This is a genomic window from Streptomyces incarnatus, assembly GCF_001027185.1.
Lineage (GTDB): Bacteria > Actinomycetota > Actinomycetes > Streptomycetales > Streptomycetaceae > Streptomyces > Streptomyces puniciscabiei.
Genome location: NZ_CP011498.1, coordinates 193,780 through 208,337 on the forward strand (window position 1 = coordinate 193,780; position 14,558 = coordinate 208,337).

Annotated in this window: 10 protein-coding genes; 9 read left to right on the top strand and 1 reads right to left on the bottom strand. The window is 72.1% G+C overall.

Going from position 1 to position 14,558, the window contains the following annotated elements; genetic code table 11:
- The first annotated feature begins 29 nt into the window (after positions 1-29).
- The 3 genes from ABB07_RS40150 (at position 30) to ABB07_RS40160 (ending at position 5,801) form a co-directional block, all read left to right on the top strand.
- The gene (locus ABB07_RS40150; protein WP_208903979.1) at positions 30-1,148 is read left to right on the top strand and encodes a PrpF domain-containing protein; all 1,119 of its coding nucleotides are present in this window, start codon (positions 30-32) and stop codon (positions 1,146-1,148) included.
- Positions 1,145-2,542: a C4-dicarboxylate transporter DctA gene (gene dctA / locus ABB07_RS40155; RefSeq protein WP_208903980.1), complete on the top strand. Its 1,398-nt coding sequence runs from the start codon at positions 1,145-1,147 to the stop codon at positions 2,540-2,542. The genes ABB07_RS40150 and dctA overlap by 4 nt, the downstream gene beginning before the upstream one ends.
- A 511-nt stretch (positions 2,543-3,053) precedes the next feature.
- Entirely contained in the window at positions 3,054-5,801 is a 2,748-nt protein-coding gene (locus tag ABB07_RS40160; protein ID WP_208903981.1) for an ATP-binding protein, read from the top strand.
- A gap of 994 nt (positions 5,802-6,795) precedes the next feature.
- Here ABB07_RS40160 and ABB07_RS40165 read toward each other — a convergent pair.
- Positions 6,796-7,185: a hypothetical protein gene (locus tag ABB07_RS40165; RefSeq protein WP_208903982.1), complete on the bottom strand. Its 390-nt coding sequence runs from the start codon at positions 7,183-7,185 to the stop codon at positions 6,796-6,798.
- 128 nt (positions 7,186-7,313) lie between these two features.
- On the opposite strand from ABB07_RS40165, the gene ABB07_RS40170 reads away from it, so the two are divergent.
- The 6 genes from ABB07_RS40170 to ABB07_RS40195 all read left to right on the top strand — a co-directional run bounded on the left by ABB07_RS40170 (position 7,314) and on the right by ABB07_RS40195 (position 14,413).
- The gene (locus ABB07_RS40170) at positions 7,314-8,285 is read left to right on the top strand and encodes an ArsR family transcriptional regulator (RefSeq protein WP_208903983.1); all 972 of its coding nucleotides are present in this window, start codon (positions 7,314-7,316) and stop codon (positions 8,283-8,285) included.
- Between the two features lie 392 nt (positions 8,286-8,677).
- Positions 8,678-8,830: a hypothetical protein gene (locus ABB07_RS40175; RefSeq protein ID WP_208903984.1), complete on the top strand. Its 153-nt coding sequence runs from the start codon at positions 8,678-8,680 to the stop codon at positions 8,828-8,830.
- Between the two features lie 83 nt (positions 8,831-8,913).
- On the top strand, positions 8,914-11,247 hold the full coding sequence (locus ABB07_RS40180; protein ID WP_208903985.1) for a B12-binding domain-containing radical SAM protein: 2,334 nt from the start codon (positions 8,914-8,916) through the stop codon (positions 11,245-11,247).
- Positions 11,248-11,262: 15 nt separating this feature from the next.
- Complete coding sequence (locus tag ABB07_RS40185) at positions 11,263-12,504, top strand: hypothetical protein (RefSeq protein ID WP_208903986.1); 1,242 nt, start codon at positions 11,263-11,265, stop codon at positions 12,502-12,504.
- Positions 12,501-13,739 (top strand): MFS transporter, encoded by a 1,239-nt coding sequence (locus ABB07_RS40190; protein WP_208903987.1) that lies wholly within the window; start codon positions 12,501-12,503, stop codon positions 13,737-13,739. The genes ABB07_RS40185 and ABB07_RS40190 overlap by 4 nt, the downstream gene beginning before the upstream one ends.
- Complete coding sequence (locus ABB07_RS40195; RefSeq protein WP_208903988.1) at positions 13,736-14,413, top strand: hypothetical protein; 678 nt, start codon at positions 13,736-13,738, stop codon at positions 14,411-14,413. The genes ABB07_RS40190 and ABB07_RS40195 overlap by 4 nt, the downstream gene beginning before the upstream one ends.
- Positions 14,414-14,558 lie beyond the last annotated feature (145 nt).

Genomic DNA, 14,558 nt, shown 5'->3' on the forward strand with positions numbered 1-14,558 from the left:
TCCCCTTCCCTGGCTGTGAGGAGTCGGTTGTGCTGCGTCTGCAGGGCGAGATGATCCGCGGAGGAACCAGCAAGTGCTGGATCTTCGACCACCGTGACGTGGCCGCCACGGGCGTGGACGTCGATGCCCTCCTGCTCGCCGCCTTCAACGCCGCCGACCCCCGCCAGATCGACGGCGTGGGCGGCGCCTCCTCCACCACCTCCAAGGCCGCCGTCGTACAGGCGTCGACCCGGGCCGGTGTGGATGTCGAGTACGCCTTCGCGCAGGTCGGTATCGGCGACGAGCGCGTGGAATGGGCCAGCAACTGCGGCAACTGCGCCACCGCCGTGGCCCTGTACGCCGTCCACCACGATCTCGTGCCGATCACGTCGGACACCACCACCGTCCGCATGCTCAACGTCAACACCGGGGCCCGCCTCACCGGCACGATCCCCACCCCCGCGGGCGTGGCCCCGGAGGAGGGCACGGCCGTGGTGCCGGGTACCTCGGCGCCGGGCGTGCCGGTCCTGCTCGGGTTCGAGGACCCGGCGGGCTCGACGACCGGCCGCGCTCTGCCGACCGGCCGGCCACTGGACGAGCTGACCGGCCCGGACGGCCTTGTCGAGGCATCCCTGGTGGACGCAGGCGCGCCGGCCGCTCTGTTCGAGGCCAAGGCGTTCGGTCTCGACGGCACGGAATCCCTCACCGCGTTCGCCACCGCCGTACCCGCGCTGACGCTGCTGCGCCGCCAGGCAGCGCTGGCCATGGGCCTGGCCCGTGAGGGCGATCCGGTCAGCCACGCGGTGCCGAAGGTGGGCATCGTCGCCCGGCCCGCGCCCTATCGCACCACACAGGGCGCACTCGTCCACCAGGACGCGTACGACCTGGCCGTGCGCATGGTCTCCATGCACGCCCCGCACCCGGCGATCGGCCTGACCTCCGCCGTGGCCCTGGCCACGGCCGCCGCCACCCCCGGCACCCTCGCCCACCGCGTCGCCCGGCAGACCGCCGACGGCACGCTGCGCCTGGGCACCCCCGCCGGCGTGGTCACCACCCAAGCCGTCCCCGCACCGGACGGCGCGTCCCCCACGGTGCTGCTGCACCGCGCCGCCCGGCGTATCGCCCGAGCCGAACTCCTCGTTCCCGTCCTGGAAGGACGCCCCGCATGAGCCGCAACGACGCCGCCCCGGGTACCGTCACCGCACCACCGGGCCGCATCCGCCGGATGCTGTCCCACCTGTACGTCCAGTGCCTGGTCGCCGTCCTCCTCGGCGCCGCCGTCGGCGGGCTGTGGCCGTCCGCCGGCGCTGACCTCAAGCCGCTCGGCGACGGCTTCATCGCGCTGGTGAAGATGTTCATCGCGCCGGTCATCTTCTGCACGGTCGTCCACGGCATCGCCTCCATGGGCAACGCCCGCGCGGTCGGCCGCGTGAGCCTGAAGGCCCTGGTCTACTTCGAGGTACTGACCACCGTGGCCATGGTGATCGGCCTGGTCGTCGTCAATGTCGTCAAGCCGGGCAGCGGTCTGCACATCGACCTTTCGACCCTGTCCGCCAAGGGCCTGCCGCCGGAGGCGACCACGGCCCACGAGGGCTTCGCCGCCTTCCTCCTCGCCGTCATCCCGGCCACCCTGGTCAGCGCCCTGACGGGCAACGAGATCCTGCCGGTGCTGCTGGTGTCCGTGCTGTTCGGATTCGGCCTGCACGCGAGCGGAGAGGCCGGCCTGGGCATCGCCCGGGGCGTCGAGAAACTCTCCACGGTCCTGTTCACGCTCATCCGCTGGGTCATGCGGCTGGCCCCCATCGGCGCGTTCGGCTCGATGGCCTTCACCATCGGCCACTACGGCCTGGGCACCCTGCGCCACCTGGGACTGCTGGTCGGCTCGTTGTGGCTGACCGCTCTCGTCTTCGTCCTGGTCGTCCTCGGGACCGTGATGCGCCTGAACGGACTGCGGCTGCTGCCCTTCCTGCGCTACATCAGGGAAGAACTGCTGATCGTCCTGGGCACCTCCTCCACCGAGCCCGTCCTGCCGCGCATGATGGCCAAGCTCCAGCACGCGGGCGCCTCGAAACCGGTCGTCGGCATCACGCTGCCCGCCGGGTACTCCTTCAACCTCGACGGCACCGCCATCTATCTGACCATGGGCTCGGTCTTCCTCGCCCAGGCCCTCGGCATCCACCTCAGCCTCACCCAGCAGCTGGCCATGCTCGCCGTCATGCTCCTCACTTCCAAGGGCGCCGCAGGCGTCACCGGCTCCGGCTTCATCGCCCTGGCCGCCACCCTCAGCGCCGTCCCCCACGTCCCGCCCGCCGCCCTCGCGCTGATCTTCGGCGTCGACCGGTTCATGTCAGAAGCCCGCGCCCTGACCAGCCTGGTCGGCAACGGCGTCGCCACCCTGGCCGTCGCCCGCTGGGAGGGCGAGCTCGACGAGGACCGCGCCAAGGCCGTCCTGCGCGGAGAGATCCCCTACGCCCCCGCCCCCGCTCCCTCCGCGGTGCCGGCCGAGCCCGATCCGAAGCAGACACCCGTACCAACCCGCGACCCGGTTCCCGCCGCAAGCTGACCTCGCGTGGGCGGGTCGGCCCGGAGCAGATACTCCGGGCCGACCCGCCCCGTCTCAACAGGATGTCGTACGCGCCGCCCGGGCTGATCAGGAACGCCTGACCCTCCGGTACGCCCAGTCTTCCCACCACTGCTCAAGTCCGGCGAATGCCGCACTCAACTCCCGCACCGTCTGCCGTTCAGGTGATCAGAGATCCACGGATTCCCCGACGTGAGGGAGGTGCCTGTCCGTAGGATCCGGGCGAGAGGCGCGTCAGGTGGCCAGGGATACAGAACCGGACCTCCATGCACTGATCACGGCCCGCAAGGCCGAACTGGAGCCGCGGGCAGAGAAATCGCGCCAGCAGCTTCAAGAGGATCTCCTCCGCCCGTGCGCACGTCTCGTACAGATGCGCGGGTCGACCTGCCCTCCCCGCAGGCCGGAACGGCAGTTGAACGCGTCCAGCTCACCGACCGAGAATGGTCCGACCGGCCTGTGTCATTCCGGCGGCTGACCGTTTCTAGGGGGGAAAGTGGGCGGTAGTGCCTTTGGGGAGCTTCTGCGTGACTGTCGGCTCTCGGTCGGCTGGACGCAGGACGAATTAGCCGACCGGTCAGGGGTGTCGGCCCACTCGATCAGTGTGTTAGAGGCGGGGCGGCGACAGCCGCGGCTCTCCTCGGTGAGCCGGCTCGCCGAGGCCCTCGCACTCGATCCGCGCCGCCGCGAACAGTTGCTCGCGGCGGCGCGCACCGTCTCCGCCCCGGCCCGCTCGGCCGTCGCCTCCGAGACGGGACGGCCGCGCCCGGGGGCGCCCTGCCAGCTCCCCTATGACACCCGGCTGTTCACCGGCCGGACCCGGGAGCTCGATCAACTGCTGGCGCTGGCCAGGTCGGCGCCCGCGGGCAGCGCCTCCGGCATGGTGGTGATCTCGGCGATCAACGGCATGGGCGGTGTGGGCAAGTCCGCGCTGGCCATTCGCGCCGGGCACCGGATGCGTGCGCAATTCCCCGACGGGCAGCTCTTCGTGGACCTCCACGGCCACACGGCCGGGATCGCCCCGGTCACCCCCGCCGACGCCCTGGACTGGCTGCTGCGTTCGCTGGGCGTAGCGCCGCAGCAGATACCCGAGGAACTGAGCACCCGCGCCGCCCTGTACCGGGAACGGCTCGCCGACACACGCACCCTGATCGTCCTCGACAACGCTGCCAGCAGCGCACAGGTGCGCCCGCTCCTGCCAGGCACTCCCGGCTGCCTGGTCCTGATCACCAGCCGCAAGCGGCTGACCGGCCTCGACGACGCACACAGCCTGGCCGTCGACCTTCTCCCGGACACCGACGCGGTGGCGCTGCTGCGAGAGGGCGCGGGCCACGGTCGCGTCCCCGCCGGCCATCCGGCGGCCGCCGAGCTCGTCCGGCTCTGCGGCCACCTGCCGCTGGCCATCCGCATCGCCGCTGCGCGGCTGCGCCACCATCGCGGCCTGGGCCTTCAGGACCTGGTGGACAGGCTCCGCGACGAGCACCAGCGCCTGACCCATCTGACGGACGAGGACCGCAGCCTGACCGCCGTCTTCGCAACCTCCTTCGCCTCCCTCGCTCCCGACGAACAGGACCTGTTGCGGCTGCTGGGCCGCTTCCCCGGCTACGACGTCGACACCTGTGCCGTCGCCGCCCTGGCCGGCACCGACCATCGCACAGCGGAACGGCTGCTGGAATCCCTGCTCCACCACAATCTGCTGGTCCAGCGCACGCCGGGGCGCTACCTCTTCCACGACCTCGTCGGTCTCTACGCCCGGTCGATGGCCGAAGACCAGACCGGGGAGACGGACCGCAACGCCCCGCTGGCCAGGCTGGCCGGGTACTACCAGCACGCCGCCGCGCGGGCCAACGAACACCTGGCACGCCGTACCCGCCCCGGCCGGCACCTCGAGCCGGCGGCACCGGCTGCCCTCCCCGCGCTGACGGACCGGGCCGAGGCCCTGGCCTGGATGCGCAGCGAGCACCGGAACCTGCTCGCACTCCTCGGTCACCCCGCCCTCGCGGCCCTCCCCTCGTTCACCGTGTCGATCTCCGCTGACCTGGCTGCCTTCCTTCTGCTGGAGGGGCGCTGGAGCCAAGCCGCCGCGCTGCACCAGTCCGCAGCGACCGCGGCGGCAACCGCCGGCGACCGCCGCGGCGAGGCGGACGCCCTGTGCGACCTGGGCCGAGCCCGGCACGCGACCGGCGACTACGGGGCCGCCGCAGAGCTGTACGAGAGGGCTCTCGCGATCCACCAGGAGCTGGGCGACCCGCACGGCGAGGCCAACGACCTGCACGAGCTCGGCCGCATCCGGCTGCTGACCGGGGAGATCCGCGAGGCCGCCTGGCTGCACGAACGAGCCCTTTCAGCCTTCCGGGCCCTCGGCGACCGGCTCGGCGAGGCCCGCGCGCTGTGCGACCTGGGCCGGGCCCGGCACTCCTCGGGCGACTCCCCTGCCGCGGTCGAGCTGACCTCGCAGGTGCTCACCCTCTACCGAACCATGGGAGACCGCCGCGGCGAAGCCGCCGCCCTGCACGACCTGGCCTACATCCTGGAGGAGGTGGGCGACCGGGGCAGAGCCGGGGAGCACTACCAGGAGGCGCTGACGATCTACGAGGACCTCAACAGCGTGCAGGGCGTGGCCAACACCCTGCGTGGGCTGGGCCGGGTCCGGCACGCCGCCGGCGACCACGGCGCCGCGGCCGAACTGCACCAGCGCTCCCTGGACGCCTGCCGGGAGGCGGGCAGCCGTCACGGAGAGGCCGACTCGCTGCTGGGCCTGGGCCGGGCCCGCGACGCGCTGGGTGACAGCCGTGACGCCGTCGCTCTCTACCAACAGGCGCTGGCGCTCTACCAGGAGACCGGCAGCCGTCTCGGCGAGACCAGCGCCCTGCTCGACCTCGCGGCCCTGACTGAGCGGACGGCGGACCCACGCTCGGCGCTGACGCTCCACCAGCAGGCCCTGGCACTCGCCCGCGACACCCGCAGGCTGTTGCACGAGGCGCGTGCCCTGGAAGGCGCCGCCCGCTGCACTCTCGCTCTCGGCGACCGCGCCGCCGCCCTGTCCGGCCTGGAGGAGGCAGTCGAACTCTACCGCCGACTCGGCTCACCCTCCGCCGCGGACGCCGAGGCCCGGCTCGCCGCCCTGCGGACCGAACACGCTCCGGCCGCCGAGGGCCAGCCGCCGCGGCGGTCCACCAGCACGTCGACGCCATCGACTCCCGTGACTGCGCGGTCGCGTGGGCGGTCGGAGAGACCATCCTGACAGGGCCGCGGCGTAGGCGGCGTCCGGCGCGCAGCAGCCGGACGCGCAGTACAGGCCGAAACTGACTTCAGCACGGGACGGCCCGAGGATCGGCAGCCGTCAGCTCCTGAGACAGCACGGTGCGGCCCGGAAGCGCCGGCGCGTCCCTCACCCCATGGGTGCTCACCCGGCGGCCCCTTCCCACCCGGAGGCATGGTTTGACCGACCGGGGCCTCCTGCTTGTTCAGCGTCCAGGCTGAGGGGACCCGTCATAGCCGTACTCGCCCGGGTCCGAACGACAGGCGAACGTCAACCTGCCGTCATGGATGTGCCGTCCCGGGGCATCGAGGATGTGGTGCAACGCAAGGGCGACAACAGCGACCATCCCGGCAACGGCGGCACCGGTTCCCTCACCTCGCCGTGCAACTAGCCACTCCGCACAGTGTGTTGAAGCGCCCAGGCTGTGATGCAACGCGCCCCGGGCACCTGCTCCGGTAGGAGAACCGACATGGAGATCAGTAACAGAGTCAAGGCCGCTGCAACGGCATTACCCCCGCCCACCCGCGTCATGTCCATGGGCTCGGTGCAGTCGCCTCATGCCGCTGGGGCCCGATCCCCGGAAACAGCGGAAACATCGCTCTGCCAGGAGGCGAGGTGACCTACGGCGGGACCAACGCGGCCCTGCCGATCATCGCCGGCGTCTACGCTGACGGCGGCCTTGGGCTCGAACCCGGCCTCGCTCCCGTACGCCGACCCGAACGCGCTCCACGACATGACCGGCGGCAACAAAGGCAGTTGCTCGACCGCGTACTTCTACACCGTGGAGCAGGAATACGACGGCCCGATCGGCCTCGGCCCCCCGAGGGCACCGACTCGACGCCCTCCACAGCGTGCCCCGCTGTCCTTCTCACGCGGCGGGGCACACCTGCGAGCACCTCGCGGATGTCCGTGGACGCCTGCGGAGTCGCTCCGCTGCGGCAGATGCTGTTCGCCGGCCGGTGCCCGGCATGACGGATCAGCAGCGAGGAATATTGGCGTCCCGGTTGACGGAGCGGGCATTGCCGTCGGCGTATCCGGCGAAGACGTAGGCGTTGCCGGTCCAGTACCACCCGTTGCCGTCGTTGTAGTTGACCTCGTTCACCCGGTACCAGGTGTTGCCGTAGTTGCCGATGCTCTGGCCGACGGTCCAGCACTGGGCGTAGACCGAGCCGCCCGGAGGGACATCCGGCCAACCAATCTTGCCGCCCGTGGTGTTGGGGTTGTTGTAGAGACCGACCCAGTGGCCGACGTTGATCGGGACGATGTCGTCGGCGGAGGCGCTCCCCGCTGACGTGATGAGCGCGCAGGCGCTCACGGCTGCGGCCGCCACGAGAGTCGCGGTGCGGCGTCCGAATCTGATCCTCATGCGGGTGCTCCTCACGGTGCGGTGCCAGTGGTGCGCTATGACGGCGCGCACTCAGCCTGGCCCGTCCGCAGCCCGCCGGCCATGTCTTCTGTTCTCACTAAAAGGCTTGCAAACAGGGGGAATTGGGTGTGCTGCGCATTGAGTTGTCGACACAAGACCTGGCTCGGATCCGGTTCGCACCGCAGCCGGCGCCACTCGTCGAGCTCAAGCTCGCACTGATGATGCTGCTGCGCCCGGATTCGGAGCAGGTCTTCGGGCGGTGGCGGCGCGGATTACGGCAGCGCCTGCCCGGCACCACCCGCCCGCTGTGGGACCTGATCTCCGCATACACTGGTCCGGCATTCCTCGACCCGCTGAGCACGGACCTGGCGACCGGCCTGGACGCGGTCCGGGCCGCCCCCATCACCCTGGTGCGGGCGGGCGTCGAACAAGCCTGGGCCGGGCGGAGGGGCCCTATGCCCCCTTGGCTGAGGGATCTGGTCCACGGTGACGTCACCTCCCGAGAGCGGTTGTGCCTGGGCCTGAACGATGCCTTTGACGCTGCGTTCGGCGCGACCTGGCCCCAAGTGACGGCTGGCCACAAGGCCGAACTCGCTCGCTACGCTCTCGACGCGGCCGAGCGCGGGGTCGTCGGCGCGCTGGCCACACTGTGTCCAGGCTCCCGGCTGGTCGACGGCTGCTGGGAGGTCGACGCGCCCTATGCGCGGCACGTGGCGGCAGCCGGTCGTGGCCTGGTTCTCCTGCCCACGTTCCATTGGACCGGTGCGACTCTGGTCGGCGACAACGAGGATCAGCCACTGCTGGTGGTCTATCCGGCCGGTCCGGGCACACCGGTCCTGCCCGCCGCTCCGGGTGAGGACGCGCTCGCTCCGGTCCTGGGCAGCACCCGAGCGCGCGCACTGCGCCTGCTGAGCGATCCACTGAGCACCAGCGAACTGGCCGCCAACCTTGCAGTCAGCCCGGGCGCGGCCTCTATGCACGCGGCTGCCCTCCGCGAAGCCGGACTGATCGACACGGTGCGCAACGGCCGTGCGGTCCGGCACGAGCTCACGGCACTGGGCAAGCTCCTGACCAATGCCGCGGGCATGTCTTTCCTGTAAAACGCCGTACGCGTCAACAACACGCTGTTCGTCGACGTGTCACAGGGGCCGCCGTGTCGTGGCTGGACAGGTGCTTGCCCGTGGTGAGGGGTGGCGGGAGGACCGGCAGGTGGTAGTGGTCGGTGAGGCCTGGCGTCGGACGGGGCACGGTTCAAGGTGGTGCTGCCGTGGCTTGGCGATCGGGTCGTTCTCGGTGTGTTTCGGGGCGGATCGGTGGCCGGGAGGGTGTGCCGGGAGGGTCTCGAGTGTCGCCCGAGTGATGTTCCGGGCGGTGTTGGTTGTCTGTGTGATGTGCCGGACGCCCGGGGAGTCGGGCGTGGGCCGCGGCCATGCATCGCACAGAACAGCACCTATCAGGTCAACGTGTCATCGAGTCAACGATCGGAGTAGGCATGAACATCAACCACGAGGAATCCGCTCAGGAGCTCGACGCCGACAAGCTCGCCGCTCTCGCGGAGACGGACGAGGCCACTGCCGTCCAGCCGGTCACCCCGAAGCGTGCCAACAGCAAGTACGCCCTGCTGCAGGACGGTACCGACAGCTGAGACCGCGGGATCTGTCCGCGCACTGACGGCCACGCTCGCTCGACTCCCCACCCCATCCGGCATCAATCTTCACGAGGGCTCATATGCGGCAGCCTCGAATTCTCCTGGTCAATCCGCCCATCTGGAACGTGTACGCGCCGCACCTGGCGGTACCGCTGCTCGCCGCGGTCATGCGGCGGCACGGCTGGCAGGTCACCTCGCTCGATTTGAGTATCGAGCAGACCGACTGGCTGCTGTCCTGCGAAGGCCTTGGGGAACTGCTGCCGAAGGCGGAGCGCCGCCTGGACGGCCTGGCCGCGCACGAGCGCGGGGCGCACGAAGAGATCCTCGCCGTGTTCGGTGACACGGTGCGGCGCGTGGACGCCGCGCGTGCGGCCCTCAAGTCCCGTGCTGTACTGGCCGATCCGGCCGCTTTCACCGACGCCGCCACCGTCGTCCGTAACGGGCTCGCCTGTGTCTCCGCCTCCTTTCCCGGCCTGAGGTTCGACCTCAGGGGGAACTTCTCGTGCTTCTCGCACCGGCGCTCCAAGGACATTCTGTTGGCGGCCGGTTCGCCGGAGCGCAACGTGTACGCGTGGGCGCTGGAGCGGCGCCCGATCCCCGGCCTGGACGATGCCGATCTGGCGGTGGCCGGTATCTCGGTCTCCGCCGACACCCAGCTGATCGCGGCCCTCACCACGGCCCGGCACATCAAGCTCCGCCGCCCCGACGTGCATGTGGTGATGGGCGGCAACCTGACCACGCGGATGGTCAGCCGCTGGCAGGAGGAGCATCCCTTCTTCGCGTACGTCGACTCGTTCGTGTCCTACGAGGGCGAGGACGCGCTGCCCGCGCTGTGCGACCGGATCACCGGCGCCGATGACCGGCCGGTGCCCGGGCTCCTGGAACGGGATGGGCGCGGCGGCCTGTCGCGCACCCCTGCCGCCATGGTCGACGTCTGCGAGCTGCCCACGCCGGACTTCGACGGACTGCCCCTGGACCGGTACTTCGCCCCCGGGCCCGTGCTGCCGCTGCAGGCGTCGCGCAGCTGCGCGTGGGACTGCGCGTTCTGCTCGATCCCCTTCGCCAGCAACAAGTTCCGCATCCGCCGCCCCGAGCAGGTCGTCCGCGACATGGCGGCGCTCGCGGCCAAGCACGGCAGCGACAGCTTCATGTTCGTCGACGAGATCATGACGCTGACGTCGCTGCGGGGCGTCTCCCGGGAGCTGAACGAGGGCGGGCACGAGCTGTACTGGTACGGCGAGACCCGGTTCAGCAAGGGGCTCGACGACGAACTGGCCGCCGCGCTGCGCCGCTCCGGCTGCCGTCGCCTCGACCTCGGCCTGGAGTCGTACAACCAGCGCGTGCTCGACCTGATGCGCAAGGGCACCAAGGTCGACGACATCGAGCCGTCGCTCAAGGCGCTGCTGGGCAACAAGGTTCCCGTGCACCTCTTCTGCATGACCGGGTTTCCCGGCGAGAGCGAGGAAGAGGCCCTGCGCACCCAGGAGTTCGCCGCTCAGACGCTGCGACGGTCCGTGGAGGAGTTCGGCGTGCCGTACTCGACCGCCGCCAACGGGCCTTTCATCCTCGACGTGTTGTCGCCCGTCGGCGAGCGACCCGACCTGTTCGGCGTCGAGCTGATCCCGCCGGAGGAGGGCGAGGATCTGGCCTTCGACCTCGACTACACGGTGAGCACGGGGCTCAGCCGGCAGGACGCGGCCCGGCTGACCTCCGGCGGGGGCGGCGGCCCGGCCGCCGGCGCCGCCTTCCACGGGGGGACCTGGATCGGGGACGCCGAGGAGTGGTCGTTTTTGTGGGCGCTCGCCGAGGCGGAGCTGCCGGCCCGGCGGGTGGCCGTGCCCGCCGCGCCGTGCCCCGAGGTGGGGCGGGCCGCCACGGTGCGGCTCGCCAACGGCGTACGCGGACGGGTCTCGGTCACCGGGCGCGGCGTCCTGCTGCACGTGCCCTCGTGCGACGCCCTGCTCGAGGTACCGCAGGAATGGCGGCCGCTGCTCGACGGGCGTACCCACGCCCTGGCCGACCTGTGGCGTGACATCCCCTCGCCCCGCGCGGCGGCGGCGACGCTGGCGCGGCTCGCCTCCCACGGCGCGCTCAGCGTCGCACAGGGCTCACCCGACATGGAGTCGGCCTGCGTGTGGTACGCCGCGCAGCCCCACCTCGTACAGGACTCCCGCCCCGATGGCAGTTGTCTGCTCGTCTCCCCGGAGACCGGCCGGGGCGTCAGGGTGAGCGCCGCCGGGCGGCTGCTGTGGCTGCTCGCCGCCGACGGCGCGACCGACGCCGAGCTAGCGGAGCGGTCCCGGCTGCCCGAGCGGCAGCGGCGGCTGCTCCTGGCAAACCTCGCCGAACACCGGGTGATCGCCTGCGCCGCGCTCGCACCCGGGCTTCTCGCACTGCCGCGCGTCGCGGCCTGACGTACAGGAGTTGCTGTGCCCCACCCGGCCCCCGCGACCAACGCCCCACTGGAGCGTTTCTGGAAGGACTTCGCCTCCCGCCACTGGGAGCGCGCCCCGCTGACGCTGCCCTCCTCGCCCATCCAGCTGGGGCTCACCGACGAGCAGTTGGTCCGCGCCCTGACGCTGGCCGCCGACCCCGCCAACCGGGTCAAGGGCTCGGGCCTGCCCCGCATCGTGGTGACGGTCGACGGCCGGACCCAGCCCATCGACACCCGGCCGTTCCTGCCGCTGCCCCACGACCACGACCTGGACGCCTATCTCGCCCGGGTCGACGCGCGGATGCGCGAGCACGAGTGGAGCGTCGCCGTCTCCGGACTGCACGCCGTCGACGCGGCGCTGTGGGACCGGGCCAAGAAGCTGGCCGACGACGTCCACCGGTACACCGGCAGCCGGGTCGCGGGACGCGTCGACATCGACACCTTCATCGGCCGCTACACCTCCACCAACGTGGGGGTGCACGTGGACCACGCCGGGAACTTCGGCTTCACCCTGCGCGGCCGCAAGCTCCTGCTGACCTGGCCGCCCAAGCTGGCGGACCTGGTCCCCCAGCACACCGCCGACTACGCCGCGGCCCGCCACCTCGCCGACGAACTGGTCGGTGTGCCGGGTGCGTTGACGTACTTCCCCTCCGAGCAGCTGCACGTCGGCGAGGCCCCCGACGCCGTGGCCGTCAACGTCAACATCGCCTTCTTCACCCGCAGCGACCCGGCCGCGCTCGTCGTCGACGCGGTCGGCACCCTGCTCGGCCGGGCTCGTACGGCAAGCCAGGCCCCCATCGCCGCGGACGGCATCCCGGCGCAGGCCGCCGCCGCACTGGCCACGCTCGATGGGCTGAGCGGCGCCGAGATCGCGGACGTCGTCTGGGAGCAGCACATGGCCGCGGTGACCTCCGGCGGCCTCGGCGTCGGCAGGCCCGCCGATCCGCTCGTCCCGGTGCCGCGCCGGGCCCGGGTACGCACCCGGGCGGACGTCGAGGTGCGCCAGCGGCTGCTCGCTGACGGCCGGCACGCCGTCGCCGCCCAGGGACACACCCTGAAGGTCGCCGGGCATCCGCAGGTCGCCGCGGCCGTGACCGCGCTTGCCGACGGCGACACCCTCGATCTCGCCGACTTCGAGCGCACGGCGGACCCCGAAGCCGTACCGCTGCTGCACGCCGTGCTGCTCAGGCTGTCGGCGTGGCGGGCCGTCGAGGCCGAGGAGGCGCAGGGCCGGTGACCGCGATCCGAGCGAGCAGGCCCGCGGCGCTTGTGGTGGTCGCCGCCCTGCTGGTGAGCACCGTGGGCGACGAGGTCGCGATGGTGGCGCTCGCCCTGCGCGGCGCCGACCGCACGCACCTGACGTCGGTGGTGTCGGCACAGATGCTGGCCGCTCTGGTGCCCGGCATCGCGCTGGGCGGTCCCATCGGCCGGATCTGCGACCGGTTCCGCCTGGACGGCGTCCTCGCGACCGCCCTGGCCCTGGAGTGCGTGATCGCGGCGGGTGCGGCCGCCGTCGCCAACGGGGCGCTGCTGCTCATCGCCACGATGCTGCTGCTCGGTGTGCTCGGGGCCGTCGCCCAGACCTGTGTGATGACCCTCGTGCCGCAGCTGTACCCGCAGGCCGACGCACAGCTGCGGATGAACGGGCTGATGGAGTCGGTGCGCAACGCCGGATACGTCGTCGGCCCCCTGCTGGTGGGCCTGCTGACGGCACACGGCGGCACCGGCCTCGCGCTCTGGGTCGACGCGGCCACCTTCGCCTTCGCCCTGCTGGCGATCCCGGTGGTCACCGCCTGGCTGGCGGCGGCCGCGCGTAGCGGCGGGTCCGTGCTGCAGGAGGCGGTGCAGCGGCCCGGGGGCGGCCTGAGAGTCGGCCTGTCGCTGCTGTGGGCGGGGCGCCGGATCACCCTCGGCACGGTCGTGATCACGATCGCGGCGACCTCGGTGGCCAATGTGCTGCTGCCGTTCTTCGCCCACGACATCCCGGGCGGCACCGCCGTCTACGGGACGCTCCTGGCCACCTGGAGCGTGGGCCTGGTCCTCGGCCCGTGCCTGCTGCGCGGCCCGCTCGGCCGCAGGCCCACCGCTCCGGTCGCCGTCGCCGCGGCCACTGTCATCGGCGTGAGCTATCTGGTGACCGGCGCGTTCCCCGTCGTCCCCGTCATGCTGGCGGCCTTCCTGGGTGGCGGCATGGCCAACGCCGTGCAGAACGTGGCGCTGCGCACCCATGTGATGGCCGACTGCCCGCCCGAGGTACGGGGCCGGGTGGGCGCCGCGTACGGGGCGACGCTGCAGAGCGCCGTGGCGGTCGGCTTCGCGCTGGCCGGACTCGCCCCGGCCGACTGGGCCCGCTGGGGCATCCTGGCCGGCGGGGTGATCGCCACCCTGGCCGGACTGTGCGGATGGCTGCGGGCGGTGGGCGCCGCGCCGGTGGCCGCGGCGCCGGTTCTGCAAGCGGGCAGGACGTCATGAGTGAACGCCCCCTCGTCCTCGACCCGGTCGTGCCCCGGTTCTGCGCGCAGACGGGAGCCTCGCTCCCGCTCGCCTGGGAACTGGCCTGGACCCCGCACCCCGACGAACCGGTGGTCCGCCTCGCGCCGCCGCCCGAGCCCCTCCTCCTGGACCGCGGCATCTGGCCCCGCGCGCTGCCGCCCGACACCGTCCTGGCACCGGCGCGGACGGCCCGGCTCAGCCGCACCCCCGTCCCGTTCCTGGGTGAGGGCGCGCCGGTGGCCGTACTGTCCTGCGCGCGACCGGCCGTCTTCGCCGAACTGCCCGTGGCTGTCGGCGAGTTGCTGGAGGGCGGCGCCTCGGTCGCCGAGCTGCGCGCGGCGTGGGGCGGGGCGGACGCGGCCGTCGACCACCTGCTCGTGGGCCTGGTCCGCCTCGGCCTGCTGACCGGTGCCCCGGCGGCACCGAACGACGCGCCCCGGGCGCTGGTGCGGGAAGCCTGGGTGACCAACGCCCGTGACGACATCCTGGCGCACACCCCGACGGGCAACTTCCTCCGGGTGGGCACGGCGGCGCTCGCCCTGTGGCAGCTGGCGGGTACCGGACCCGGTGTCGCCGGCGACGACGTTCCGGACCGACTCCGCGACGTGGCCGACCGGTTGCTGTCGGCGGGGATGCTGCGGGCCGTCGCCTGACAGGCGCCCAGTGACGATCGCCTGACGGGCGCCCGGTGACGATGCGAGGGACGAGAGGGGACATACGCGTGGACATGTCGGCCGACGAGGCGGTGCGCAGGCTCACCCGGCCCGGAATGGGGACGGAGAACGCCGGACCCGTGCT

Coding starts and splice junctions, on each gene's coding strand:
- dctA (WP_208903980.1), top strand. CDS start 1,145: ATGAGCCGCAACGACGCCGCCCCGGGTACCGTCACCGCACCACCGGGC.
- ABB07_RS40165 (WP_208903982.1), bottom strand. CDS start 7,185: ATGAGGATCAGATTCGGACGCCGCACCGCGACTCTCGTGGCGGCCGCA.
- ABB07_RS40175 (WP_208903984.1), top strand. CDS start 8,678: ATGAACATCAACCACGAGGAATCCGCTCAGGAGCTCGACGCCGACAAG.
- ABB07_RS40180 (WP_208903985.1), top strand. CDS start 8,914: ATGCGGCAGCCTCGAATTCTCCTGGTCAATCCGCCCATCTGGAACGTG.
- ABB07_RS40195 (WP_208903988.1), top strand. CDS start 13,736: ATGAGTGAACGCCCCCTCGTCCTCGACCCGGTCGTGCCCCGGTTCTGC.